Consider the following 24194-nt stretch of genomic DNA (forward strand, 5'->3'; position numbering starts at 1 on the left):
GACCATATGGCGATAATCAAAATGCCCGAGCGCCGCTCGATGGCGGCAGACCTGGTCGATCAGCTGCGCGAGAAGATTCGCAGCGGTGAGCTTTCGCCCGGCGACAAGCTGCCGACCGAGCGCGCCCTGGTGGAGGACCTGGGCATCAGCCGCACGGTCGTGCGCGAGGCCGTGGCGCGCCTCTCGGCCGAAGGCTGGGTGGAGGCGCGCCAGGGATCGGGTGTCTTCATCAAGGAGCCGCCCCAGGCCTTCCAGATCGATCCCAACGAACTGGCCGACCTGCACGACGTGCTCCAGCTCCTCGAGCTGCGGCTCGCAGTGGAGACCGAGATGGCTGGCCTGGCCGCCGAACGGCGCACCGAGGCGGACATCACCGAGCTGGAAAAGTGGCTGGAGATATTGCGCGACGCCAGCACCTCGGAGGATGGCGGTGTGAAGGCCGACGCGGCGCTGCACGCCAGCATCGCGCGCGCTGCCGGCAATCAGTATTTCGTGCGCTTCGTCGAATTCCTCGGCTCCAAGCTCGTGCCGCGGCGCGACGCCGCGATGGTGAAGCGGACCGAGGAAAAGCAGCGGCGCTACCTCGATACGATCCAGGAAGAGCATGCCGCGATCGTCGATGCGATCCGTGCGGGCGACCCCCGTGCCGCGCGCAGCGCCGCGCGCCGCCATCTCGAGCGCAGCCTCAAGCGTGCGCGGCGCATCGCCGATACGGTCGCGGACCTCCCTGCCCTGACCAGCTAGGCCTGGTCGGCCGGCGCGTCGCGGTGCGCGAGGAAATCCTCCAGCCGTGCGCGGGCATGTTCCAGATGCCGCCGCACCGCTTCGCGCGCGCCATCGACATCGCGGCGCGCGATCGCCTCGACCAGCTCGACATGCTCGTCATGCACCTTGGCCAGATAGGCGCCGTCATCCTCGGCCGACTGCCGCAACAGCCCGCGCCGCGGCACCAGCCCCATTTCGAGGAACTCGAGGAAGCGCCCGAAATAGCGATTGCCCGATGCCTGGGCGATCAGGCCGTGCAGCGCCTCGTCCGCCGCGCTGCCATCCCCCGTCGCGGCGCTGTCCAGGGCGATGCGCTGAATCAGCACGCGCATCTCGGCAATGTCCGCCTCGCTGCGCCGGCGCGCCGCGAGGCCCGCCATCTCGATCTCCACCGCCAGGCGCAGTTCGAGCAGGCGGCTCACCTCGACCAGGTCGTCGAACTCGCCCTGCGACACATGGAACGCCGTGGTGCGCGGTTCGGTGACGAACACGCCCGATCCCTGGCGCGGCTCCAGCAGCCCTTCCGCGGTAAGCCGTGCAATCGCCTCGCGCACCACCGTGCGGCTGACGCCCGACCCCTCCACCAGCTCGCGCTCCGTCGGAATACGGTCGCCCGGGGCCAGCGCCCCCGACTCGATCTGGCCGCGCAGATGGTCGACCAGCTCGGAGGCGAGCGACCTTTTTGGCCGCATCTTCAATTCCATCCGCTCCCCCTTGTGCATCGTCGGTCCCGGCCGAGCTAACCGAAATATTCCGGCTTGTCACGGATTGTTCATGTCATATTATGACCTGATAAAAATGTTCATCTTGAACGGGCGAGGACCCATCTCATGCGCAAGCTGATTGCCGCGATGCTTCTGGCAGGCACCGCAACCACGATCGCCGCGGCGACTGCGCCGGCACAGGAGGCGCCGGCCGCGGCCCGGACCTGGGGTGCCGATAAGGCGGCGGGCGGCCGCGAGCTCGATGCGATGTGGCCACGGGTAGCCCAGCCCGACGACCAGGTCGGCATTCGCGGAGTCTTCCGCTTTGCTCTCGAGAGTGCTGGACTGAACTGGCGCCCCGAAAGGATCGCGCCCGCGCTCGATCTTGCGCGGCGGATGCAGGATCTCGATCCGGCATCGAAGACCTATGGCAATTTCCGCTGGCGCTATGGGCAGAGCGCGGTGTTCGACGTGAACGGCGTCGAATTCAGCATGTTCCAGGCCGGCCTCATGCACCGCCTGTTCGGCGATCGACTGCCCGCCGATGCCCGGACCAAGCTCGAGGCGCTGATCGATACCGGCATCGAGGGCATGCAGCGCCATCCGGTGAAGCTCGACTATACCAACATCTACCTGACCCAGGCCGCAAACCTCATCCTGTGCGGCGAGGCGGCGAACCGCCCGGAGATCGCGGCGCAGGGCTATGCCCGGCTCGACGCCTGGCTGGCCTTCACCGCCGAGCACGGCGTCACCGAGTTCGATTCGCCGACCTATTACGGCATCGACATCGAGGCACTGGCCGCGATCGCCCGCTATGCCGCACGTGCGGAAGGGCGCGCGCAGGCCGCCGTGGCGCTGCGCTATTTCTGGGCGGACGTCGCCGCCAACTGGTGGGCGCCGGGCGACCGGCTGGGCGGCGCCAATGCGCGCAGCTATGATTATCTCTGGGGACGCGGCTATCTCGAAGCACAGACCTGGCCCGCCGGCTGGCTGCGCGCCCTGCCGGAGCTGGAAGGCGCGGGCTGGATCGCGGGACCGCGGGCCAATCTGGTATCGATGCTCGATGCCGCCGAATGGGGACCTGACCAGGAACAGGCAGACGCGTTGCGCCGCCAGGTCCCGCGGACCGTGGTGCAGAAATGGGGTGCGGAGCCCGAGCGCATCGCGACCCAGTATGTCGGCCGGTCGTTCAGCCTGGGCTCGGCGGGGGCCGGGCGCGGCGGCGACGACCGGATGCTGGTCGGCAATATCGGCAATTCGCCGGACTTTGCCCAGATGATCCTGTTCATGGACGGCCGCGGCGATCCCTTTGGCCGCAACAAGCAGGCAGAGCGCCAGGGTGCGATGAAGGCGCTGCACCTGGTGCCCTTCCTCGCCACCGTCCAGCGCGGCCCCGAAATCCTTCAGCTTCTGGCAGCCGGCCCCGGCATCGAGATGAAGAATGGCGACAAGCTCGACCGCCTGCTCACCCAGTTCACCATCCCCGCACAGGCGGAAATCTGGGTGGGCGACAAACGCGTCCAGCCGGGCACGCCCCAGACGCCGACGCGAATTCCCGCCGGCGCCCTGGTCTCGGTCCGCTGGAAGGACGCGGTGATCGGCCTGCGCATCCTGCTCGCGACTGCCGCCACGTCGGAAGGCGGCGGTGCCGCGATCGAGCTGGTGCGAGAGAAGGTTGGCGATCCCGCTTCCCGCCTGACCATCGTCCATGCCGCCCACGAACCAACCGGCCAGGGGCTCGCGGCACTGTGGCTCCGCGGAGCCGAAGGAATCGATGCGCGGAGCTTCGCGCGTTGGCGCAAAGCCTTTGCGGCTGCCGAAGCCCATGTCGAACAGCACGGCGGCGTGGTTCGCCTCGACGTCGCCGGAACACGCGGTCCGATGCGGATCGAAGCAGATCCCACCCACGGAAACCGCATCCGCACCGAAGGCGCCGAGCCTGCCCCGAAGCTCCTCAGCGTGAACGGTCGGGAAGTCGGATATCCGATCCTGACTCGTGCCGCTCGGCGTATCGTTCAATGATTTACTACCCGCACTGCGATATCGAGTTCCGGGATTCTGGTGGGCGGCCACTCGCTGACACAGGGTATCGCCAGCCCTCCTGAGGAATGATCAAGTTTCCAGAGCTGCGTTGCTGCGGAGATTGAAGCAAGATGGCCCTGCACTCAAGACACCGCGACCGTGGCGGATTCCGCAAGTCGGGTCGGCCTGCAAAACGGCGCTCCACTCCGCGCTTGCATCAAGGCTGCGCTTGCCTGAGCTCCCTTGGCGGCCGCAGGCAGATTACCCCTGTCGCCATCCAGGGCGACGCCGCGTACCTTCGCGGCTTGCAGCGCAGCCCTGGTACGCTCGGAGGTCATTCTCTGCCTGCCCGCCGAAACCCGAAGATAGGAAACGAGATGGATCGGAGCCGGTGGAAAACCACCGTCCTCGACCTCTAGATCGCCGTCACGCCCTACCCTCGCCCACCATGGAGCGACCGGAATTGGTAGAGCGCGACGCCAAGTCATTGGCTGCTATCAACCAGTCTTCCACGAAAGCCGACCTGAACCCGCTGCCTGATCGAATGGCTTGAATTAGGCCGGTTGCGGACTCGCAACGGTCGGCTCAGGAAGGTGAGGGTGGCGCAATCTTCCGATTGCCCGCGCTTGTGAGGTGCCTCGTGGCAAGAAACCGTATCGCAGAAATCGGTGAGGTTAGAGCCCGTAAGGGAAAGCATGGCGCGAGGTTCCGCGCTGAAACTGAGATCGACCGTATACTCGCGCTCGTGAGCAACGGGAGCTTACCTGAGGATGCCGATCATCTACCGGTGCGCCTCGTCACCGCGCTTGAGGTGTTCACCCGTGAACGCGTCGCCGAACTCATAGATCACGGCGAACCGTATATTGACCGGGCACGTGAACTAACCGTCGATTTCAAATTCGACTTCGACCTCACGCGCGCCTTGGTTGGCAAGTCGATCAGCTTTGGCGAACTGATGAGTCACGCCGTACCTCTAAACGGCGTTGCCGACCTCGATAAAGTCTTCAAATCGCTGACAGAGAAGCCGCTAACCTCGCTCCTCAACGGCGTGCATGATTGGGTTCATGTTGAGATAGACGGAGATTCCCCGGCACCTATCGTGGCCGACGTGGACGAGATGAAGGCAAATCTAAATCTCTTATTCAAGGCAAGACACGTCTTGGTGCACGAGATGCCCGAAACGAGGCCTTTCACCGACGATCAGCTGAAACAATTCGCCCGCGCGTCATTCGAGTTCACGCACGCAATCGACCAAGCTATCACCAAATTGCTTTACGGCAATTATCCGTTAACTCAGATCGAGATCAATCAGCGTGCAAGTGAGAGAGCTCAGCAAAGTAAGCAGGATCTAGGGGCCCTTCTTGATCACGTGAACCCGGGAGGTACTAGCGAAAGACTGAAGAAGGCGCAGGCGGTATGGGTAAGCTACGTTGAGAGTGAAGCGACCTTCCTTTCGCGAATGGACATGGAACGGCACGAGCACGGAAGCATCGCGCCTTCGATATATTGGTCTGTAGCAGATGAGCTGACCAAAGAACGGATCGCATGGATCACGCGCAGCTACGGGGAAGGTTGGGGACCACTGGACTAGCGCGCATCGAATCCAATCACCGAGCTCGACAAGTAGGCTACGCAACCGCTGCCAAGCGCCAACTGAATTTCCCACGGTAGATTGAGCAGCTTTTCATCCATGCCGCTGCGTAGCACGACCCGACCGACGACGCCCGCCCTACAGTCTGTCAGATTTTGAACCGCACTGTTTGTCGGCCGTGAATGGATGGCAGCTTTCAGATTCATCAAAGAGATCGGCGAAGGACCGCCATTGGGGCGCGAAACAACCCTTTGGTCGGCGCGGCCTTCTCTATCCGGCGGCGGACTTAGCTGGCACTCGCACTAGAACCGTAACCGGTTCCATGGCATGTCGGCGCCCAATCAATGGGAGGCATCGGGCATGTTCAGGCCGATCTCGACGGCGCTTCTTGCGATATCCCTCGCAGCGCCTGTGCAGGCGCTGGGTCCGGACCCCGGCCTGACCCAAAGACCCGGTCAGGTCCGCACCGAATTCGACCTCGAAACCGCCACCGTGACCGACATCAATCGAGCGATCGACAGGGGCGCCCTGACCTCGGAGCAGCTCGTCCGCTTGTCGCTAGCCCGCATTCGAGCTTACGAACCGAAACTCCACGCGATCATCACGCTGAATCCGCACGCGCTCGACGAGGCGCGAGCCCTGGACGCGGAGCGGCGGCGGAAAGGCCGCAGGTCGCTGCTCCACGGCATTCCCGTGCTCATCAAGGACAACATCAACACCCGCGATCTCCCCACCACGCTCGGCTTCTATGGGTTGAAAGGCGCGCGCGCCGCCTCAGACGCGGCTGTCGTCACAAGGCTGCGCACAGCCGGCGCAATCATCCTCGCCAAGACCAATCTCAGCGAACTCGCCTCCGGGCCCCCGATGAGTTCGCTGGGCGGACAGACGCGCAATCCCTACAACCTCGCCTATAGTCCGGCGGGATCGTCGAACGGGACCGCGGTGGGAATCGCCGCGGGCTATGCACCGATCGGCATCGCCACCGATACGACCGGTTCGGCGCGCTGGCCTGCGGCGACTAACGGCGTGGTGGGGATGCGCCCGACGATGGGCCTTTTCAGCGCCACGGGGGTCCAGCCGAACGCAGTGACGCTCGACACGGTTGGAGCCATGGCGCGATCGGTCGCCGACGTGGCGCTCGTCACGCGGATCCTGGCAGACAGGCAACTGCCGGCGGAACCGAAGCTCGACCCTGGGGCCCTGCGCGGCGTGCGGATCGGTTTTCCCCGCGCTGCCTTCTCGGGAGACGATCCCGAGATCGATGCAGTGACGGCCCGCGCACTCGAGACACTTCGGGCAAGTGGTGCGACCGTGATCGACATTGAGCTGCCAGATTGGCTCATCCACCTTTCCGACAGCTTGCAGGCGTTATTGGTCCAGTCCGAGTCCGTCCCGAGCCTCGACGCCTATCTGTCGGCATCCTTTCCGTCTCCCTGGCCGCGGAGCCATGCGGCGATCCTGACGATGAGCGAGGCGCTGACGCGAGCCCCCGTCCCGGGCGCATTCGCGAACCCAGGCCGGCTCGGCGGATATCGCTGGGAGGCGGCGGCGCTGCCGTTCGACGACCCTCTGTACGTGGCCGCACGCACGGACGGACGCCAATTCTTCCGAACCTCGCTGCTCGCAATCCTGAAACGCTACAATGTGAGCACGATCGTCTATCCGACCCAGACGATGCGCATCAACAGGCTGGCGGAGGGGCCGGTGCGCAACAAGCGCGGGCTGTTCGGCAATTTCGGCCCCACTCTCGCGAGCATCGCGGGATGGCCGGATATCACGGTGCCGGCCGGGGCGACGCCGGAGGGGCTGCCCGTGGGGGTTTCGTTCCTCGGACCCGCGTCCAGCGACGGGCAGGTCCTGTCCTGGGCATTCGCCTTCGAGCAGCAGGCGCATGGCCTGCGCCAGCCAGCCGCGACGCCGCCGCTGCGGGGCGAACGATTTGTCTATTAGGAGTGCCGGGATGAGATCAGGCCAGCTGGCGCGGTACGGACTGAGCGCCACAGCAATGCTCCTGATGGGGGCTGCATCGGTTCGGGGCGGCCTCTACGGCGCGAGCCATATGACCGATGCGGCTGCGGCAAAGCATAGCGTCCTCACCTGGGCGGATCGCAACAGGACCTATCGCTGGGACGGCGAAGGCATTGCCGGAATGCCGATCCTCATCAAGGACAATATCGAGACGCGCGACATGCCGACGACGGCCGGATCGCTCGCCCTGTCGCAAAATTCCCCCGGCAGGGACTCGCCGCTGGTCGCGCGCCTGCGCACGGCTGGAGCGGTGATCCTCGGTAAGACCAACCTTTCAGAGTGGGCCAATTTCCGCTCCTCGGCGTCGATCCCCGGATGGAGCGCGGTGGGGGGACAGACGGAGAATGCGTTCGACGCCGCAAGAACGCCGTGCGGCTCCTCAGCCGGAAGCGCGGTGGCAGTCGCTATTGGCTTGGCTCCCGCGGCCATAGGAACCGAAACCGACGGCTCCATCACCTGTCCGGCATCGGTCAACGGCGTGGTCGGCTTCAAGCCGACGGTCGGGCTGGTCAGCCGTACCCATGTCATTCCCATCGCTGCCTCGCAAGACACGCCCGGCCCGATCGCCCGAACGGTGCGGGAGGTGAGCTGGGTACTAACCGCGATCGCCGGCAGCGACCCACGCGATCCGGCCACCGTCGAGGCCGATGCCCGAAAGCGGGACTATGCCGCCATCCTGAACCGCAGGGCACTGCACGGCGCACGCATCGGGGCCATGCGCTTCTCGCTTTCCACCTATTCCGCGGAGACCAGGGCGCTGTTCGAGCTCGCGGTGCGGCGGATGCGCGCCGCGGGGGCGGAGATCGTCGACGTCACCCAGGGGCCGGCTGACCATGAGAAGATCGGCAACTGGGAATTCCAGGTTCTCGTGACCGAGTTCAAGCACGGATTGAACGCCTATCTCGCGTCCACGCGACCCGACCAGGTGAAAGCGCGGACGCTGCGCCAGCTCATAGCCTTCAACGCCTCGCAACCGCGGGAGATGCAGTTCTTCGGACAGGAGATGTTCGAACGCGCGCAGGCGGCGCCGGACATTGACGCCCCGGCCTATCTTGAAGCCCGCGCGCGATCCCGCCGCGCGGCTGGGCCGGACGGCATCGACCGGATGATGTCGAGATATCGCGTCGTCGCACTGATCGCGCCCACGACGTCACGCGCCGCAACGCTGGACCGCAACGACAATGATCGTATGCAGGGTTCTGCAAGCCAGTTGCCCGCGGTAGCTGGCTATCCGCACCTAACCGTTCCGATGGGGCGGGATCGCGGGATGCCCGTGGGCATCAGCTTCATCGCGGGCAAATGGCAGGATGCTCGCGTGCTGACGCTCGGTTACGCCTTTGAATATGTGAATCGATCAAATGGCGTGGTGAAGTGAAATGATGGCGGCCAAGTCATCCCATAACGGACAAGCGTATGCCTGTCTGACGAATGGCGGCTTCTAGAACTGCCTGCGGATCGCCGGGACGACCGCTATTGGCGCGCATTGCCGACCTGCGACTCATGCGAATTACTGCCTGGCGGCTCGCGGGCCGCCTCCAGCATGTCCGCTTCCAGAAAGGCAATTAGCAGCCATTCAGTCGAGCTAACCCCTGCAGCCAACATCGCCCCGTAGACCGTCAAGTTGCGGGCACCGCAAGCCGGCCTGCATCATCGAGCATGACCCGCGACCCTGCCCGATATCTCTAAGTCTTCCCTATCAAGGCTCCTTGACCAGCGCGGCGCCGACGATTGCGAGATGCGTGGCGATCAGAGTCCGGAGGTCCGCGCTGTCGGTCGCAATATCCTTGAAGCCCTTGAGAGCGTAGACAATCGATCGCGCAATACTCTCCGGCGACAGATCGAGAGCGGATCGGTCAACCGCGATTCTCAATATGTCGACCAGCTGATTCTCGAAAACCTGATAGCCAGTGCAGACGGCTTTGAAACCGAGGTCGAACATATCACGCGCGTCGGGGTGCGCCTGCATCAGCTCGTATCCCTCAACCGCCCAGGCGTTACAGGCATAGAGAAGCTTCTCCTCGACCGTCGGCAGGTCCGAAATCCCGGTTCGGATCTGCGCTATCTTCTCTTCGACAGTCGCTTCGACGACCGCCTGGAACACGGATTCCTTGTCCGGGAAGGTGAGATAGAGGGTCGGTCGCGTCAGGCCCGAGGCTTGGGCAATATCCGCCATCGTCGTCCGGCCGAACCCGTAACGCAGAAATACCGGCCTCGCCGCCCCGACAATATGCGACCGGCGAATGTTCGCTGAATCATTCATACCTGACATTCTGACATATTGACCAGTCATGTCAATGATGCTATCTGACACATAGACTAAAAGTGTCATAATGTCGCAAAGGACAATCATCATGAGCAAGATCTGGTTTATCACGGGCGCTGGACGCGGCTTCGGCCGCCTCTGGGCGGAGGGTGCTCTCGCGCGCGGCGACAAGGTTGTCGCCGCGGTGCGCAATCTGGATGCCATCGCCGACATGGTCAGCACCTATGGCGATCAGGTATTGCCGTTGCGTCTCGACGTCACCGACCGCGACGCCGTGTTCGAGGCGGTGGCAACGGCACATGCCCATTTCGGCCGGCTCGATATCATTTTGAGCAATGCCGGTTACGGCCTCATGGGCACAGTCGAGGAGCTGAAGATTGCCGATATGCGGGCTGTCTTCGAGACGAATGTCTTCGGCACGATTTCCCTCGTTCAGGCCGCATTGCCGTTCCTTCGCGCCCAGGGCAGCGGTCATATCCTTCCCGTTTCGAGCGTGGCCGGCTTGCACACCTTTCCGACCGTGGCGATCTACGCCGCGACGAAGTTCGCCATCGAGGGCTTTGCCGAAGGGCTCGCTGCCGAGGTCGGAGCCTTCGGAATCAAAACGACACTCATCGAGCCGGGAGCCTATGCGACCGAGTTCGGTACTTCGCTGCAAGTCGCAGAGCCGATTGCGGCGTACGACAATGTGCGGGACGATCTCGCCCAGCTGATGACAACCATCGTGTTCGGCGATCCGGCAGCGACCTGGCCGGCCATCGCGAAGCTCGTGGATTCCGACAATCCGCCTTTGCGACTGCTGCTGGGCGATGGCCTGCCGCTGGTCCGTCACGTCTATGACGAGCGGATGAAAACCTGGGAAGCGTGGGAGGATGTCTCCAAGGCCGCGCACCGCGGGTAGTTTGATCAATAGCCCGGCTGCGTTGACGTACGCGCAGGCGGAATTCAGCCACGATCGTAGCCATGAACCGACGGTTCATGGCTACATCTCGCATGCGCGGTGCTATGGACGACGACGCCAAACCCGTAGAGCGCCACCCCACCGCGACGTGGACTGGCGCATCTTTCCCGGAGCCGCCCTGCCCTGGCGCGCCAACGCCGGATTCCTTGCCTGCGCGGCCATCACCGCGTTTGCGATGTGCGCGATGCGCCCATCGCGGTCAAAGTCGTCACCGAATTTCCTTTATCACGACAATATCGAGCCGTGCTGCGCGCCCCGTCCTGCGAAGCAGTCCGGGCAAGAGCGCACGACAAGATCAGCGTCTGCTCCGCCGCAACGTTACGACGACACGGACGTCGCGCTTGGCTGATTGCTCCGCGTTTCAAAGATCGATCCCTTCGTTTTCTCAGACACAGACAAGCAATTTCACCCGCTGCGCCCGCCCGAGCATGAAGCGCCATCGACGGCCAAGACAGGCACGGCGGTAAAAAGAGGAAATCGTCTATGAAAATCTCCGCATACTCCGCCAGGCTCGCAGTGCGCGCCTCGATCAGCTTGCTCGCGCTCTCCGGCGGCACCGCGTTTGCGCAGTCCGGCGACCTGCAGGTTGCACCGCGGATGAACACCGTGATGCTTCCGGCCGACGCGGGAACGACGATGGAGGTCCCGGCAAGTTCCGCACCGGCGACGGCGTCAAACATGACCCGGGACAACGGCGCACCGATCGGCGCCAACCGCAACAGCAAGACCCCCGGTGATCATGGCCCGGTGCTGCTGGAGGATACGACGCTCCTTGAAAAACTCGCGCGCTTCGACCGCGAACGCATTCCCGAACGCGTCGTGCATCCGCGCGGCACCGGCGCCCATGGCGTATTCCGGGCGACCGCGGACATTGCCGATATCACCAAGGCTTCGCTTTTCCAGGCAGGAAAGGAAACGCCGGTCTTCGTCCGCTTCTCGAGCGTCATCCATCCCTCGGGAAGCCCCGAGGGATTGCGCGACCCGCGCGGGTTCGCGACGAAATTCTACACGGACCAGGGCAACTGGGATCTCGTCGGCAACAATCTTCCGGTCTTCTTCATTCGCGACGCGATCCAGTTTCCGGACATGGTTCATTCGCTGAAGCCGTCGCCAGTGACCAACAAGCAGGACCCGAACCGCTTTTTCGATTTCTTCTCGGCAACGCCCGAGGCCACCAACATGCTCACGCATGTCTATTCGAACCTCGGCACACCCGCTTCCTATCGATTGATGGACGGAAATGGCGTCCACGCTTTCAAGCTCGTGAGCAGCGAGGGTAAAATCACCTTCGCCAAGTTCCGCTGGGTCAGCCGGCAGGGCGTGAAGAATCTCACCGCAAAGGATGCCGGAGCGGCTCCCTTCAACTTCATGACGGACGATCTGTACCGCGAGGTCGGCAAAGGGAATTTTCCGACCTGGGACCTGATGATCCAGACCATGACGGCGGATCAGTTCGCCTCGCTGAACTACAATCCGTTCGACGATACCAAGGAATGGCTGGGCGTGCCGTTCCGCAAGATCGGCGAGATGACGTTGAACCGGATGCCGGCCAACTTCTTCGAATTCACCGAACAATCGGCCTTTGCGCCGGCAAATATGGTGCCGGGGATCGAAGCGTCGCCCGACAGGATGCTCCAGGGCCGCCTGTTCAGCTATTCGGACACGCAGCGCTACCGGGTCGGTGCCAACGTCATGCAGTTGCCGGTCAACAGGCCGCTCGTCCCCGTCGTGAACAATTCTCAGGACGGTGTCCTCGATCAGTCAGGCAGCGCTTCGAATGTGAATTATTTCCCCGCTGTCGAAGCAAGGCAGGTTGCCCCGCAATTTGCGCAGTCGACCTATGCGGTCAATGCCACGGTCGATGCGCGACCGATCGAAAAGAGCAACAATTTCGAGCAGGCCGGCATCTTCTACCGCTCGCTTTCAGCGAAGGATAAGACGGATCTCGTCGCCAATCTGGCGGGCGACCTGAGCCAGGTACGATCCGACCGGACCCGCACGATCATGGTCAGCTATTTCTACCAGGCCGACCCCGATTACGGGAAACGCCTCGCACTGGCGGCGAATGTAAAACTGGCCGAAGTCGCCAAGGCGGTGGCGGAATATGAGACCGCCTATCCACAGCAACGCCTGGCGGTGCGCTGAGTCAAGTTGAGCCCATCCTCCGGGGCGGCTTCACCGCCGTTCCCGGAGCCTCTTTCCCTGGAGCTAATTCCGATGCTTGGCATCCTGTTCTACGCATCCTTCACGATCCTTGTCCCCGCCCAGGCGACCACCGGTGGCATGCCGTCGCCCGAGCGGCGGCAAGAGCTGTTGTTCGAGGCTGCCCGTCTGGGCCGTTCGGAAATGATCCCGCCACTTCTCAAAGCCGGTGCCGATATCGATCGCTATGATGCCCGCGGTTTCACCCCGCTTATTCTTGCGGCCTATAACGGCCATGCCGCAGCCGTCGATGTTCTGATCGCGCAGGGAGCAGATGCGTGCAAGCCGGATGGCACACAGGGCAACACCGCTCAAATGGGCGTTGCATTCAAAGGCCATGACGAGATTGCGGCGCGCCTGTTGAAGGCCGGATGCGACGTCAATGCGCGTAACAAGGCAGGCCAGACAGCGATCATGATGGCCGCACTCTTTGGGCGGACCGCGCAGGTCGACATGCTCCTGAAGGCCGGGGCAGACCCGGCAATCGTCGACAACGCTGGCCGCACGGCGCGTAGCGTGGCAGCCGGGCAAGGCGCCGAAGCCGTCGTGCGCCGTCTCGACCGGAGCAACTAGCGCGCCGCGATCGACCGCGCCCAACCCCTTCAAAGCCAGCCGGCCAGGAATTTTCCGGAGCCCTCAATCATGCACGATCCTGGTGCCGGTCTGTCCGGGTAGGAAGCAGCTGAAAACCTGACGATCCACGGGCGAGCCCCAGGCGACCCCCAATACCACAAGCAACCTGCCGCTCTCGGTCGAGCGGCGGGATGGAGCGGATTTGCGTCAATTTCCGGGAGCCATCCCATGATGAAAGAGAGTCGCCACACGATGAAATTGCAAAGCATAAGGACAAAACTCCTCACCGCCGCCGCGATCGTAGCGAGCACCTGCAGCACCGCGGCCCAGGCCCAATCCGAGGCGGACGCCGCCGATGAGATCGTGGTCACTGCCGAGAAGCGCGAAACGCGCCTGTTGGACGTGGCCGCTCCGATCTCGGTAATCAACGGCGAACGCATCGCCGAACGCGGCGTCTCCGATTTCGAGGGCCTGGTCGAACAAATCCCGGGCGTCAGCATCACCGCCGACTATGGTAGCGGGGCGTCGAAGGTGATCAGCATCCGCGGCGTTGGCGGATCGGATGACTACCGCCCGAACGGCAGTCCCTCCGTGGCGCTGCATGTCGATAACATCTACCAGTCGTCCAACGCCTTCCTGGTCATGCCCTTCTTCGACGTCGAACGCGTCGAGGTGCTGAAGGGGCCGCAAGGCACCCTCTATGGCCGCAACAGCACGGCCGGCGTGATCGACCTGATCACGCGCTCCAAGAGCGACGAATTCAATGGCTACGCCACCGGCCAGTATGAGAGCTTCGATCGCGTGAAGGTGGAAGGCGCGGTCGGCATTCCGATCGCTCCGGGAATCGGCCTGCGCCTGGCCGGCCTTGTCGACCAGGGCGGCGGCTTCCAGAAGGGCAAGGGCGCCGGCACGCTTGCGGGCCGCACCCTCTTCCCCGGCGCGCCCGCGATTTCCGATCCCGGCACCCGCGACGGCTGGGGCGACCGCGACCTGTTCGCCGGCCGCGCCACGCTCGACGCCGCGTTCTCGGCCGACACCCATCTGGTCCTGAAGCTGTTCGGCAGCCGCGATCGCGGCGAGAACCAAGTGCCGGACTCGCGCGACGGCAAGTCCAATCTAGGCTTTGTCGAACCCGACAACGACCCATACACCTTCTACTCTGATCGCTATCCGAACCGGTCGACCGACCTCTGGGGCGCCTCCGCCTCGTTCTCGCAAAAGCTCGGCGACGCGATGACGCTCGACCTGGTCGGCGGTTACCAGGCGGCGGACCGCTACATCGAAGGCGAAGGCTTTGGCACACCCGCTCGTATCTTCGACTTCAACTTCTCCGACCGCATCCGGCAACATTCGCTCGAGGCGCGTCTGTCACGCCGTGACAAGGGCCCGATCGATTGGGTCATCGGTGGCTACTATATCAAGGACAAGGTCGACTTTCGCAGCGACCTGATCTCTACGGACCAACTCGGCAGCACCGTGATGAGCGACTATCATCAGGAGCGCGAGAGCAAGGCGGTGTTCGGCCAGGCGGACCTGAAGCTCACCTCGCGCATCACGCTTTCGGGCGGCCTGCGCTACACCGCCGACAACTCCAGCTTCGCCGGCGCCACGACCGACACCAATCCGCTGGGCATCTCGATCGTACGGGTCGCCCTGCCGAGCGTTCCCGTGGTCTTCGACCAGGACTTCGACGAAGACAATCTGTCTGGACGCGCCACGCTTTCGTTCCGCCCCACCGACAACACCAACCTCTGGGCTTCGTTCGGCAAGGGCTACAAGGCCGGCGGCTTCGATGGTTCGACGATCTGGAGCGCCGTCGAGGCGCTGCCGTTCAAATCGGAGAATGTGCTGGCCTATGAGGCCGGGTTCAAATTCTCCGGCAGGAGCGGCCTGTTCCTCAATATCGACGGCTTCTACTACAAGTTCGACGATCTTCAGGCCAACACCACGACGCTCATCCCGGGCACGACGACGCCGGCCAACGTCCGCACGAATGTCGCCGAGGCGCGCGTCTATGGCGTCGATATCGCCGCCGGCGCCACGCTGCTGCGTTCCGGCCCCCACCGCCTGAAGGTCGATGGCGGAGTGACGCTCCTCGCCTCGAAGATCCTGAAGTTCGACTCCTCGAACCCCGCCATCGTCGCCGTCAACCTGGGCAACGACCTGCCGGCCTCGCCGAAATTCTCCGGCAACGCCCAGGCCGCCTATAGCTATGTCGCCGATCGATGGACCATGACGGCGACCATCGATGCGCGCCACAAGAGCAGCGAGTTCAAGCGGCTGAACAACACGCCGGGCACCGAGGCGCCGGCCTATACGCTGCTCAATGCGCGGCTCGACCTGAGGCTGACCCAGAGCGGACTGGGCTTCTTCGTCTACGGCCGCAACCTGACCGACGAAGTCTATTACGCCGATATCGCCGCCGCCAACCGGCTCTCCGGCTCGCCGCGCGTCTTCGGCGCCGGCATCAACCTGCAATTTTGAAGAAGGAACCAGGAATGCGCTTTCAACATTGCGCCGCGCTGCTGGCGCTGGCCTTGGGCTCGACGGCGAGCATCGCGCCGGTCACCGCCAATGAGACCGGCAAACGCGACCCCGGCAGCTTCACCATCGCCGTGATCCCGGACACCCAGAACTATCTCGACTATGCGCACCAGACCGAGGAGGGCTTCCCCTTCAACGCGCGCGAAATCTTCTATGACCAGATGGCCTATATCGCCCGCAACGCGCAGTCCGAAGGCGGCGATATCGCCTTCGCCGTCGCGGTCGGCGACGTCTGGCAGCACGCCACAAGCAAGATGGATGACGCCCATGCCCGTATGGGGCTGAAGGCCATTCCCAACAAATTGGCCGATTCCATTCTCGCGCCGGATCAACGCGCGGTCACGGTCGAGATGCCGATCGCCCGCAAGGGGTATCGCATGATCGCCGGCAAGCTGCCCTTCGCGGTGGTGCCCGGCAATCACGATTATGACGCCAACTGGTCCGACAGCCGCTTCCCGCCCGCCGAGGACTATCGCAATCCGGGCACCAACAAATATCCCTATGGCCAGCTCCATTATGGCGGCCTGGCGAACTTCAACGCCGTGTTCGGGAAGGACAGCGACCTCTTCAAAGGCAAGCCCTGGTATGTCGGCAGCCACAATGGCGGAGCCAACAGCGCGGCCCTGTTCACCGCGGGCGGCTATCGCTTCCTGCACATCGGGCTGGAGATGGCGCCGACCGACGAGGTCCTGGCCTGGGCGGAGGCGCAAGTGAAGGCCCATCCCGGCCTGCCGACGATCGTCACCATCCACGACCATCTGAGCCCGGCTGGCAAGCGCGAGCCGATATCCGTCGTGGACTTCAAGGCGGTGCATTCCGAGCACAACAATGCCGAAGACCTGTGGACCAAGTTCCTTTCGCGGCACGACCAGATCTTCCTGGTGCTGAGCGGTCACCAGCACGGCCAGGCGCACCGGGTCGACAAGAACGCGATGGGCCATGATGTCCACCAGGTGCTGGCCGACTATCAGGACCGCCACCAAAGCCTGATCCAGGCCGCGCCCGGCGTGAAGCCGCGGCTGGGACTGGGCATCGGCGACGGCTGGCTGCGCCTGATGCGCTTCGAACTGGGCGGTGCCGCGCCGCGTATCGTCGTCAGCACCTATTCGACGCTGTACAAGAGCAACGCGGCACAGCTCCCAACCTATTCGGCCTTCTACAAGGCGAAGGAAAAGCCGGAACTCAGCGACGCCGCTTTCGTGGGCGAGGAAGAGTTCACGCTGCCGCTCGACGGTTTCGCGAACCGGTTTGCGCGCGCCCGAACGAAGTGACGAAAGAAGGCGGGTCTCCTTCGTGAGGCCCGCCTTCTAGCCCGGCCGGCGACGAGACGATTGCGCCGTTGATGGGTCAGCCTGAACGCGCAGCATAAGCCGCCTCCAGCTTGTCGAGAAAGCCGTATAGCTTCCCATTCATCTCGCCATAGTCATGACCTCGCAGCGCATCGGGTTGCTGAACGAAGCGATGGTCACTCAGCGTCGCCAGCTCGCTTTCGGAGGCAGCGATCAGCAGTTCGATAACCTCGGGCGTGAATTCCATATGGCACTGAAAGCCGTAGACCAGATCGCCATATTCGACGATCTGACGTGGACAACCTTCGCTGGTGGCGATGATTTTTGCGGTCGCGGTCAGGCCGGGCATGTCGTTGTGCCAGTGGCCGACCGCCAGTTCAGAGCCGAAGTCGGCGAACCTGGGGTGGGCTCGCCCCTCAGCTGTCAGCGCGATCGGAAACTTGCCGATCTCCTTTTCCGGGCTGTGCTCATGCGGCGCGCCAAGCGCCTCGCCGATCAGCTGCGAACCGAGGCAAATGCCGACCACCGGCTTGCCCGCCTCGATGAACCGGGCGATCAGCCCGCGTTCGGCTGTCGCATCGAAGTGCGGGCATTCGTCCGTGGTGGTCGCAGGCGATTGCGGGCCGCCCATGACGATTAGCATGTCATGATCGTTGGCCGAGATCGGGAGCCGGCCACCGTCATACAAGCGCGTGAACGACGCTGCGTGGCCGCGCGCTCTTGCCCAGATTTCATAGGCTCCGGGCGCTTCGAATGCCTCATGCATGACGAAATGAACCTTCATCGCACCACTCCTGTCGTGCTTTCCTTCCAGAGTTCGGTCAGCCTCCACGTCCGGTCGGGCTCGAACGCCGAAATACAGTTTATCCCGCAAGGGTCTTGGCAACATCCGTCGCCGGGGATGCCCTGCAACAACGCGGCGCGCCACAGCCGCTCCGTAGCGCGGTCGAACCGTTTCTGATCGAAGCCCGACCGTTCATGCAAATGTTCGCCGCTCCCCGCCCCCTGATCGAGCAGGGCGAGGAGCGCTCGTTCATCCGCTGTCAGGGCGATCGGACGAGTTCCCATCCTCAGTCGCCGATCGCCGGCAGGTCGAAACCGGTCAGCAGTCTCGACAGTGTTTCGGCATCTGCTGCCGGTAGCGGCTGTAGCGGAAGACGAGGGCCACCGACTTCAAGACCACGGATCGCCAGACCGGCCTTGATTGTGGTGGGCAATCCGCCTGCCACGACGAACCGGAGCACCGGCAGAATGCGATAGAACAAGGTGCGCGCCGCGCCGATGTCTCCCGTCGCCATCAGGTTGAACAACTGCCGGGGCAGGTCGCCAAGCAAGTTAGGTGCGGCTGTGCACCAGCCTGAAGCCCCGGCTGCTAGCACTTCCAGCGCCATGTGGTTGGCGCCGTTGTAGAAGGGGATGCTGTCCTCCGAGAGCGTCCTGATCGCGTGTATGCGATTGAGGTCGCCGCTGCTCTCCTTGATGTAGCGGACCGTCTCGATCTCCCGCACCAGGCGGACCAGGAGCGCCGGCGCCATATCGACGCCGCTCGTGGCGGGGTTGTTGTAGGCCATGATCGGCAGGTCGGTCGCAGCGGCTATGGCGGCATAGTGATCGAAGATCTCGGTCTCGGTCAGCTTCCAATAGGCGATGGGGATGACCATCAGCATGTCCGCGCCGACCTCGGCCGCGAAGCGCGCCTTGGCGATAGCCGCCGCCGTCGTCAGCTCGCTGATGCCGACGATGACCGGAATCCGACCAGCCACTATATCGACCCCGAGCCGCGCGCATTTGCGCCATTCCTCGCCGCTGAGATAGGCGCTTTCACCAGCGCTACCGAGGAAGGCGATGGCGGAGGGTTTGTCCACCAGCAGGTTTTCGGTGACTTGCCGAAATGCGGTCCCGTCGATGCTGTCGCCGTCCGCCGTAAAGGGCGTGACGGGATAGGCGATAATGCCGTTTATGGGGGCGTCGCTATTCATTTCGCTTCCTCTCTGATCGCCAGGCCACCGGCATTCTGGAGCATCGGGGCGTTCTCGCAGGCGAGGTATCGAGCGGGGTTGTTCTGATCCGCGTTGACGTGGTGATGCCAAGCCCAGACCGGGATATAGAGCGCGTCGCCCACTTCCCATTCGATCCGGCGATCCTCGATCATCGAATAGCCGCGCCCTTCGAGCACGTAGAGGATCGTCTCATAGGTATGCCGATGCCGGCCAGAGCGGCCGCCCGGGTTGAGACCGCCGATCGTCATGCTGATCGCATGCGACGGCAGGTCGACGATATGGACCGGGTGCTTGCGCTCGGCCGAGAAACCGTCGCTGATGTCATCCTTCTCGACGCCCGGATGGGCGAGCCGCTCGGGCATATGCACCTGAATTGAGGGCGGAGTCTTGCCGAAGTCGGCCGATCCGAATTTTGTCTGTGGTTGCATGGCTACCTCCGTGTTGGAGGCGACCTACCGCGAGACGGTTCCATTGGTCCAAGACGATATTCTGATTGAAGCAATCGGCTTTTCCTATACCACTATCGAATGGACCTGAGGCGCCTCCGTTTCATTGTTCGTGTATCGGATGAGAGCAGTTTCACCCGGGCGGCTCAGTCGTTGAATGTTTCGCAGCCAACCCTCTCGCAACAGGTCCGCGACCTCGAACGGGAGCTCGGCGTTGAGCTGTTTCACCGAGGATCACGACGCGTCGAGACGACCCAAGCTGGCAGGCTGGTGGTACAGCACGCCCGCATCGTCTTGGGCGCGGTAGAGGCTCTTAAGGAGGCTGTTGTCGAGCACCGCGGCCTGAAGCGCGGCAGTCTCCACATCGGCGTGACGCAGACGTTCAACGCGCTATATCTGCCGCCAATCCTGACGGCCTTCGCGAGCGACTATCCCACGATCGACCTGGAGGTTAGCGAACTCGCGAATGCCGAGATCGTGGACGGGATCATCTCGGGCACGTTGCATCTTGGTGTTGGCATCCCGCAGGATGCTGAACTGGAGCATATCGAACCACTCTATCGCGACCAGCTGATGTTCGTCTGCCATTCCAGTCACCGGCTGGCACGTGCCAGAACCGTGGCGATCAGGGAGATTGCTGAGGAAAGTCTTGCCCTGCTCGGCGAGCGCTTCCGAACGCGCACCGCGGTCGATTCCTATCTGGAGGGCCAAGGCGTGGCACCTCGACGGGTGCTCGTCTTCAATACATTCGCCGGAATTCTTCAAACCGTCTCGCGTGGCGGGCATTCAACTATAATGCCGGCAGACGTCAGCCGGGGAGCCGGGGCCAACGACCTGCGCTTCGTACCGCTGGATCCTGCCCCGATTGAACGAGTGGTCTGCCTACTTTCTCCTGTCGTCGGCCTTCGGTCACCTGCGTCCATCGAGATGGCACGGCGCATCAGGTCGCGGTTCGCCGCACCATACGAAGGTACGGATTAACCGCCACTACTCCCGGAAGCGGGAATGGCGGCAATGGCGGGAATGTTCCCACTTCTCACCGTTCTTGCTGTCACCTTGAGCCAGATGAACGAACGGCAGCTCTTGGGAGGGTACCGGGGCCGGCTGAACGGCTAGTATTGGGGCGCATTACAGCCTGGCTGCTTTTGGGCCGTAAGCGGGCCGTCGGCTTTGCGTCTGCTTCGGAGATTGGCGGACGAAAGACCCGCCCTGCAACAGAATGGGCATTGGGCGGTACGCATAAATTTCGTCCTATGCCATCGGCTTACAATCCAATATCTCGGTACTCTATCTCCGATCAGGATAGTCTGCCCGCTCCATTGCCGCCACGTCCCGCGAGAGGAAGGGCATGGTCCGCTGCGCGATCCGCAGTTCTTCGAGTGCCGCCTTGCGTTGACCGACCGCAAGCAAGGCGCGCGCCAGCGAATAGTGGAATTCACCGATATCGGGATGCGCGGCGACAAGCCGATCGGCGTCGCGCCAGGCCTGGCGGGCGAGGCCGATATCGCCGGCATGGATCAGCACCAGATCAGCCTTGACCCGTATGAGCAGGGCTTCGGCCACCGGAACCGCGCCACGCTCGGCCAGCAGCCGCTCCAGTATCGATCGCGCAGCGACAAGGCCTTGCCGATCGCCTCGGCGCCATAGCCCGAAGGCACGGGCATAGTCGGCTCGAACCGCATCTGGTTGCGCAAGGATGCCGCCATTGCCAGGTTGCAGCGACAACGCGGTTATGATGGCGTATGCGTTGTTGGCGAAATGCGTGAGCGGGCGATCGATACTTGCCGGCGCATAGCGATAGGATTCCGCGAACAGAACCGCGCTCGACTGGCCGTCGAGCAACTCGGTCGACAGGCGCAGCCCGGCACCATCGCGATCGAGCGTCAGCCTGGCCAGCAAGGAGGGCGGGTTGCCCGGCGGCCGCCGGTCGAGCACGCGCACGCCAGCGATCTTCGAGAAATCTCGAACGAGCATCCGGCTAGCGCCTTCCCAGCCAGCGCTATCGACGCCAGCGGGGAGTGGCATGCTTTCTATCACGAGCGTGGGAACCGCCGACGGGCTGGCTGGCCGTGCCAGCAAGAAGATGGCTGTCGCCGCTGCGGCCATCAGGCCGGTCGCGATTACCGCGAGGATGAGACGACGGCCGCTCCAGCCAGCGCGCGATTCCACCAACCCGATATCGAGGGTGGTGCGATAGCCGATGTTGCGGACCGCCTCGATCGCTTTTTCGGGCACGCCCAGCGGCGCAAGGCTCTCGCGCAGGAGTTTGACGCGCTGCTTGATCGTCTCGCGCGTCACCTGAGCTCGCCAGACGACGCTCTCGATCTCGGCATAGGAGGCGTCGCCGGGCGCACGGGTGGCAAGCAAGTCGATCAGGCGGAAGGACAGGTCCGGAAGCCGCACTTCCCGTGATCCCGCCATGACGGCACGCCGCTGGCGGCATAGTCGCAGCATGGGTATCGGAGCGCCGGTCCTGCTCATTTCACCAAATTTCACTTTTCTTTTCTTGCTGGTCTCGAGGCGGCGGCCGCAACCCGGTTTGCGCGGACGCCGGCGTGCGGCCGTCTACATCATATCGAGGTTCCATGAGATCGCTGCCCATGCTGAACGCATTCATCGCCCTGGCACTGTTCGGATGCAAGGCGTCCGCCGAGCCAGCCGAGGACAATGGGCAAGCAGCACATCGCATCGCCGATGCCATCCTCGCCGCACAGGTCGAGGCGAACGGCGTGCCCGGCATGGGTGCTGCGGTGTGGCTCGATGGCGCACTCGCCTGGAGCGGCTCGGCGGGGCAAGCCGACCGGGAAGCTCGCCGCCCGGTAACCGCCGATACGGTCTTCCGCCTTGCCAGCCTCTCGAAACTGTTCGCCGCGACCGCCGCCGCAAAGTTGCGTGAAGAGGGCAAGCTCGACACCGCGTCGCCGGTGGGGCCCGTGCTGCCGTGGTTATCCAACCGATGGCCCGCGATCACCAGTGCGCAGCTGGCGGCGCATATCTCCGGGCTGCCGCACTATCAGCCGGTGGACGAAGGCCGCGGCGCGCGCGCGTTCACGTCGACGCGCGAAGCAGTGAGCGTCTTCCAGGACCGCGCGCTGCTCAGTCCACCTGGTACACGCTACGAATACTCGACCTGGGGCTATACGCTGCTGAGCGCGGTGATCGAGCAGGCGGCCCATCGCCCCTATCTGGATTATCTTCATGCGCAGATCACGGCCGGGCTGGAGATCGGCGCCGATCACACCGGCACGGACCCCGCGGCATCGGTCGCCTATGCTTTTGCCGAGGATGGGCAGATCGTTCGCAGTGCACCGCACGACTATAGCTACAGCTGGGGCGGCGCCGGCCTGTCCGCCACCATGCCCGGCCTCGCTCGATGGGGCGGGCGAATTCTGGACGGCAAAATCGTCTCGCGAGCGACGCTCGACTGGATGCTGACCCCGGCAAAACTGGCGGACGGAAATGATGTGCAGGAAGGCGGCTCCGCCATCGGCTTCGGCTGGCGGACGCTGCGCGACACCGACGGGCAGCTCGTCGCGCATCATGCCGGTGCCGCGGAGGGCGCGCGGAGCGCGCTGGCCCTTTATCCTGACCGCGGGTTGGCTGTCAGCCTCGGGTCGAACGCGCTGTGGACTTCGGCGATCGAGCAGACCGCCCAGATGCTCGCCGCGCCCTTTCTTACCGATGCGAGCGCAGTGCGCTGCCCGGCCGGAGTCGCCAGCTATCGCGGCGACTATGATGGTCAGGCGATTTCCGGGTCGGCGCGCTTCGGCCTGCACGACGGCATATGCACAGGGACAATAGCGCTCGGGTCCGACAATGCGTTCGGCACATGGTTGAACGGCTTTCCGCAGCGCGATGCTCGCGCGCTGGCGCTCATCGGCGTCGAACCGTCGCACGGAGGTGGACGCTTCGCCCTGATCACGCCGGTCGGCACCTATGATCTGCGCAGTGCCGACGGGCGTCGCTACGCGGCTGCGCTTGGAAGCGGCCATGGCCTGACTCTGAACCTGCAATAGCTGCACGGCGCAAGGAGGAATTCAATGATCCGTATCGCACTCGCCTCTGCGTTGCTGACAGCCGCCCCCGGCGCGCAAGTCATCTACAGCCGAACGGAGGCCGAGCGGGACGTACACGCAGTGATGGAGACATTCCGTACCGCGATCATCCGTCGCGACAAGGCCGCGTTCCTCGCATTGTTCCACGACGGCCCGGTTATCTGGCAAGGCGTCGACAGTGACGCTCTGGCTGCCAAATCGAAGCGGCGGCCGGGCATGGATACCAAGGTCGCCTTCGACCCGGGAAAAACGCCCGCTTCCTTCATCGACGACATCGCGAACGAGAAACGCAGCAGCGAGGAGCGCTACGAGAATGTGGCGATCGACACCGACGGTGATGTTGCATCGGTTACCTTTGACTTCGTTTACCTGCTTGGCGACCGCTCGATCAATGCCGGCAAGGAGGCGTGGCATCTGGTGCGTACCGAACGTGGTTGGAAGATTGTGTCGGTAATCTATTCGAACCGGGATCCCGCCTAGGCCGGCCGCCCTGATTTCGTTGCCGAGGCGCATGCGCTGGCTCGCTTCGCCTCCCAACTCGCATGCGAGCGGATTGGCACTGAATGACTCCGGTCTGGGATCGGCACGCAAGACCGGTCGCCGTTTCCGCGAGATTGTGCGCGGGAATACCCGCTGGATTGCTTCCGCTATGCTTCCGGAGCGATTCCGGTGCGGTGGAGGCCGGAAATGGAAAACCCCGCGAAGTCGTGTGACTTGCGGGGATGAGGGTGTGTGCTGAGTTGGTTGCGGG

The 24194-nt window shown here is 63.7% G+C and carries 19 protein-coding genes; 13 read left to right on the top strand and 6 right to left on the bottom strand.

Going from position 1 to position 24194, the window contains the following annotated elements:
- Positions 1–39: 39 nt before the first annotated feature.
- Positions 40–744: a FadR/GntR family transcriptional regulator gene (locus CAP40_RS19640; protein ID WP_256924399.1), complete on the top strand. Its 705-nt coding sequence runs from the start codon at positions 40–42 to the stop codon at positions 742–744.
- Here CAP40_RS19640 and CAP40_RS19645 read toward each other — a convergent pair.
- Positions 741–1469: a FadR/GntR family transcriptional regulator gene (locus CAP40_RS19645; protein WP_179188387.1), complete on the bottom strand. Its 729-nt coding sequence runs from the start codon at positions 1467–1469 to the stop codon at positions 741–743. The two genes, CAP40_RS19640 and CAP40_RS19645, sit on opposite strands and share 4 nt — an antisense overlap.
- Positions 1470–1595: 126 nt before the next feature.
- On the opposite strand from CAP40_RS19645, the gene CAP40_RS19650 reads away from it, so the two are divergent.
- The 4 genes from CAP40_RS19650 (at position 1596) to CAP40_RS19665 (ending at position 8485) form a co-directional block, all read left to right on the top strand.
- The gene (locus CAP40_RS19650) at positions 1596–3491 is read left to right on the top strand and encodes a hypothetical protein (protein WP_086131258.1); all 1896 of its coding nucleotides are present in this window, start codon (positions 1596–1598) and stop codon (positions 3489–3491) included.
- 745 nt (positions 3492–4236) lie between these two features.
- Entirely contained in the window at positions 4237–5082 is an 846-nt protein-coding gene (locus CAP40_RS19655) for a lysozyme inhibitor LprI family protein (protein WP_179188388.1), read from the top strand.
- 360 nt (positions 5083–5442) lie between these two features.
- Positions 5443–7032 (top strand): amidase, encoded by a 1590-nt coding sequence (locus CAP40_RS19660; RefSeq protein ID WP_179188389.1) that lies wholly within the window; start codon positions 5443–5445, stop codon positions 7030–7032.
- Between the two features lie 10 nt (positions 7033–7042).
- Positions 7043–8485, top strand: coding sequence for an amidase (locus CAP40_RS19665; RefSeq protein ID WP_218822188.1), 1443 nt, complete (start codon positions 7043–7045; stop codon positions 8483–8485).
- Between the two features lie 321 nt (positions 8486–8806).
- Here CAP40_RS19665 and CAP40_RS19670 read toward each other — a convergent pair whose 3' ends face one another.
- Complete coding sequence (locus CAP40_RS19670) at positions 8807–9463, bottom strand: TetR/AcrR family transcriptional regulator (protein ID WP_086131262.1); 657 nt, start codon at positions 9461–9463, stop codon at positions 8807–8809.
- On the opposite strand from CAP40_RS19670, the gene CAP40_RS19675 reads away from it, so the two are divergent.
- The 5 genes from CAP40_RS19675 to CAP40_RS19695 all read left to right on the top strand — a co-directional run bounded on the left by CAP40_RS19675 (position 9462) and on the right by CAP40_RS19695 (position 16924).
- On the top strand, positions 9462–10274 hold the full coding sequence (locus CAP40_RS19675) for an SDR family NAD(P)-dependent oxidoreductase (RefSeq protein ID WP_086131263.1): 813 nt from the start codon (positions 9462–9464) through the stop codon (positions 10272–10274). The genes CAP40_RS19670 and CAP40_RS19675 overlap by 2 nt on opposite strands.
- Before the next feature lie 543 nt (positions 10275–10817).
- Complete coding sequence (locus tag CAP40_RS19680) at positions 10818–12479, top strand: catalase (protein WP_306298603.1); 1662 nt, start codon at positions 10818–10820, stop codon at positions 12477–12479.
- Between the two features lie 72 nt (positions 12480–12551).
- Positions 12552–13109, top strand: coding sequence for an ankyrin repeat domain-containing protein (locus tag CAP40_RS19685; protein WP_086131264.1), 558 nt, complete (start codon positions 12552–12554; stop codon positions 13107–13109).
- Between the two features lie 228 nt (positions 13110–13337).
- On the top strand, positions 13338–15593 hold the full coding sequence (locus CAP40_RS20900) for a TonB-dependent receptor (RefSeq protein ID WP_306298604.1): 2256 nt from the start codon (positions 13338–13340) through the stop codon (positions 15591–15593).
- A 14-nt stretch (positions 15594–15607) separates the two neighbouring features.
- Positions 15608–16924, top strand: coding sequence for a metallophosphoesterase (locus CAP40_RS19695; RefSeq protein ID WP_086131265.1), 1317 nt, complete (start codon positions 15608–15610; stop codon positions 16922–16924).
- 76 nt (positions 16925–17000) lie between these two features.
- Here CAP40_RS19695 and CAP40_RS19700 read toward each other — a convergent pair whose 3' ends face one another.
- From CAP40_RS19700 to CAP40_RS19715, 3 genes are all read right to left on the bottom strand, one after another.
- Positions 17001–17726 (bottom strand): type 1 glutamine amidotransferase, encoded by a 726-nt coding sequence (locus CAP40_RS19700; RefSeq protein WP_086131266.1) that lies wholly within the window; start codon positions 17724–17726, stop codon positions 17001–17003.
- Between the two features lie 286 nt (positions 17727–18012).
- Positions 18013–18921 (bottom strand): dihydrodipicolinate synthase family protein, encoded by a 909-nt coding sequence (locus CAP40_RS19710; protein WP_086131268.1) that lies wholly within the window; start codon positions 18919–18921, stop codon positions 18013–18015.
- Positions 18918–19370, bottom strand: a complete 453-nt coding sequence (locus tag CAP40_RS19715) for a cupin domain-containing protein (RefSeq protein WP_086131269.1) — start codon at positions 19368–19370, stop codon at positions 18918–18920. The genes CAP40_RS19710 and CAP40_RS19715 overlap by 4 nt, the downstream gene beginning before the upstream one ends.
- A gap of 99 nt (positions 19371–19469) precedes the next feature.
- Here CAP40_RS19715 and CAP40_RS19720 point away from each other — a divergent pair, with 99 nt between their 5' ends.
- Positions 19470–20369 carry a LysR substrate-binding domain-containing protein gene (locus tag CAP40_RS19720; RefSeq protein ID WP_086131270.1) on the top strand — a complete coding sequence of 300 codons (900 nt, stop codon included), beginning with the start codon at positions 19470–19472 and terminating at the stop codon, positions 20367–20369.
- Positions 20370–20675: 306 nt separating this feature from the next.
- Here CAP40_RS19720 and CAP40_RS19725 read toward each other — a convergent pair whose 3' ends face one another.
- Positions 20676–21791, bottom strand: coding sequence for a winged helix-turn-helix domain-containing protein (locus CAP40_RS19725; RefSeq protein WP_179188390.1), 1116 nt, complete (start codon positions 21789–21791; stop codon positions 20676–20678).
- 182 nt (positions 21792–21973) lie between these two features.
- Between CAP40_RS19725 and CAP40_RS19730 the strand changes: the two genes are divergently transcribed.
- Positions 21974–23404: a serine hydrolase gene (locus tag CAP40_RS19730; protein ID WP_086131272.1), complete on the top strand. Its 1431-nt coding sequence runs from the start codon at positions 21974–21976 to the stop codon at positions 23402–23404.
- A gap of 24 nt (positions 23405–23428) precedes the next feature.
- Positions 23429–23923 (top strand): hypothetical protein, encoded by a 495-nt coding sequence (locus tag CAP40_RS19735; protein ID WP_144034461.1) that lies wholly within the window; start codon positions 23429–23431, stop codon positions 23921–23923.
- Positions 23924–24194: the final 271 nt, after the last annotated feature.

This window comes from Sphingomonas sp. IBVSS2 (assembly GCF_002127225.1).
Lineage (GTDB): Bacteria > Pseudomonadota > Alphaproteobacteria > Sphingomonadales > Sphingomonadaceae > Sphingomonas.

Bases quoted from the DNA above. Each gene is read 5' to 3' on its own strand.
- CAP40_RS19640 (WP_256924399.1), top strand. From the start codon at position 40: ATGGCGGCAGACCTGGTCGATCAGCTGCGCGAGAAGATTCGCAGCGGT.
- CAP40_RS19645 (WP_179188387.1), bottom strand. From the start codon at position 1,469: ATGGAATTGAAGATGCGGCCAAAAAGGTCGCTCGCCTCCGAGCTGGTC.
- CAP40_RS19650 (WP_086131258.1), top strand. From the start codon at position 1,596: ATGCGCAAGCTGATTGCCGCGATGCTTCTGGCAGGCACCGCAACCACG.
- CAP40_RS19660 (WP_179188389.1), top strand. From the start codon at position 5,443: ATGTTCAGGCCGATCTCGACGGCGCTTCTTGCGATATCCCTCGCAGCG.
- CAP40_RS19665 (WP_218822188.1), top strand. From the start codon at position 7,043: ATGAGATCAGGCCAGCTGGCGCGGTACGGACTGAGCGCCACAGCAATG.
- CAP40_RS19675 (WP_086131263.1), top strand. From the start codon at position 9,462: ATGAGCAAGATCTGGTTTATCACGGGCGCTGGACGCGGCTTCGGCCGC.
- CAP40_RS19670 (WP_086131262.1), bottom strand. From the start codon at position 9,463: ATGATGATTGTCCTTTGCGACATTATGACACTTTTAGTCTATGTGTCA.
- CAP40_RS19680 (WP_306298603.1), top strand. From the start codon at position 10,818: ATGAAAATCTCCGCATACTCCGCCAGGCTCGCAGTGCGCGCCTCGATC.
- CAP40_RS19685 (WP_086131264.1), top strand. From the start codon at position 12,552: ATGCTTGGCATCCTGTTCTACGCATCCTTCACGATCCTTGTCCCCGCC.
- CAP40_RS20900 (WP_306298604.1), top strand. From the start codon at position 13,338: ATGATGAAAGAGAGTCGCCACACGATGAAATTGCAAAGCATAAGGACA.
- CAP40_RS19695 (WP_086131265.1), top strand. From the start codon at position 15,608: ATGCGCTTTCAACATTGCGCCGCGCTGCTGGCGCTGGCCTTGGGCTCG.
- CAP40_RS19700 (WP_086131266.1), bottom strand. From the start codon at position 17,726: ATGAAGGTTCATTTCGTCATGCATGAGGCATTCGAAGCGCCCGGAGCC.
- CAP40_RS19710 (WP_086131268.1), bottom strand. From the start codon at position 18,921: ATGAATAGCGACGCCCCCATAAACGGCATTATCGCCTATCCCGTCACG.
- CAP40_RS19715 (WP_086131269.1), bottom strand. From the start codon at position 19,370: ATGCAACCACAGACAAAATTCGGATCGGCCGACTTCGGCAAGACTCCG.
- CAP40_RS19720 (WP_086131270.1), top strand. From the start codon at position 19,470: ATGGACCTGAGGCGCCTCCGTTTCATTGTTCGTGTATCGGATGAGAGC.
- CAP40_RS19730 (WP_086131272.1), top strand. From the start codon at position 21,974: ATGAGATCGCTGCCCATGCTGAACGCATTCATCGCCCTGGCACTGTTC.
- CAP40_RS19735 (WP_144034461.1), top strand. From the start codon at position 23,429: ATGATCCGTATCGCACTCGCCTCTGCGTTGCTGACAGCCGCCCCCGGC.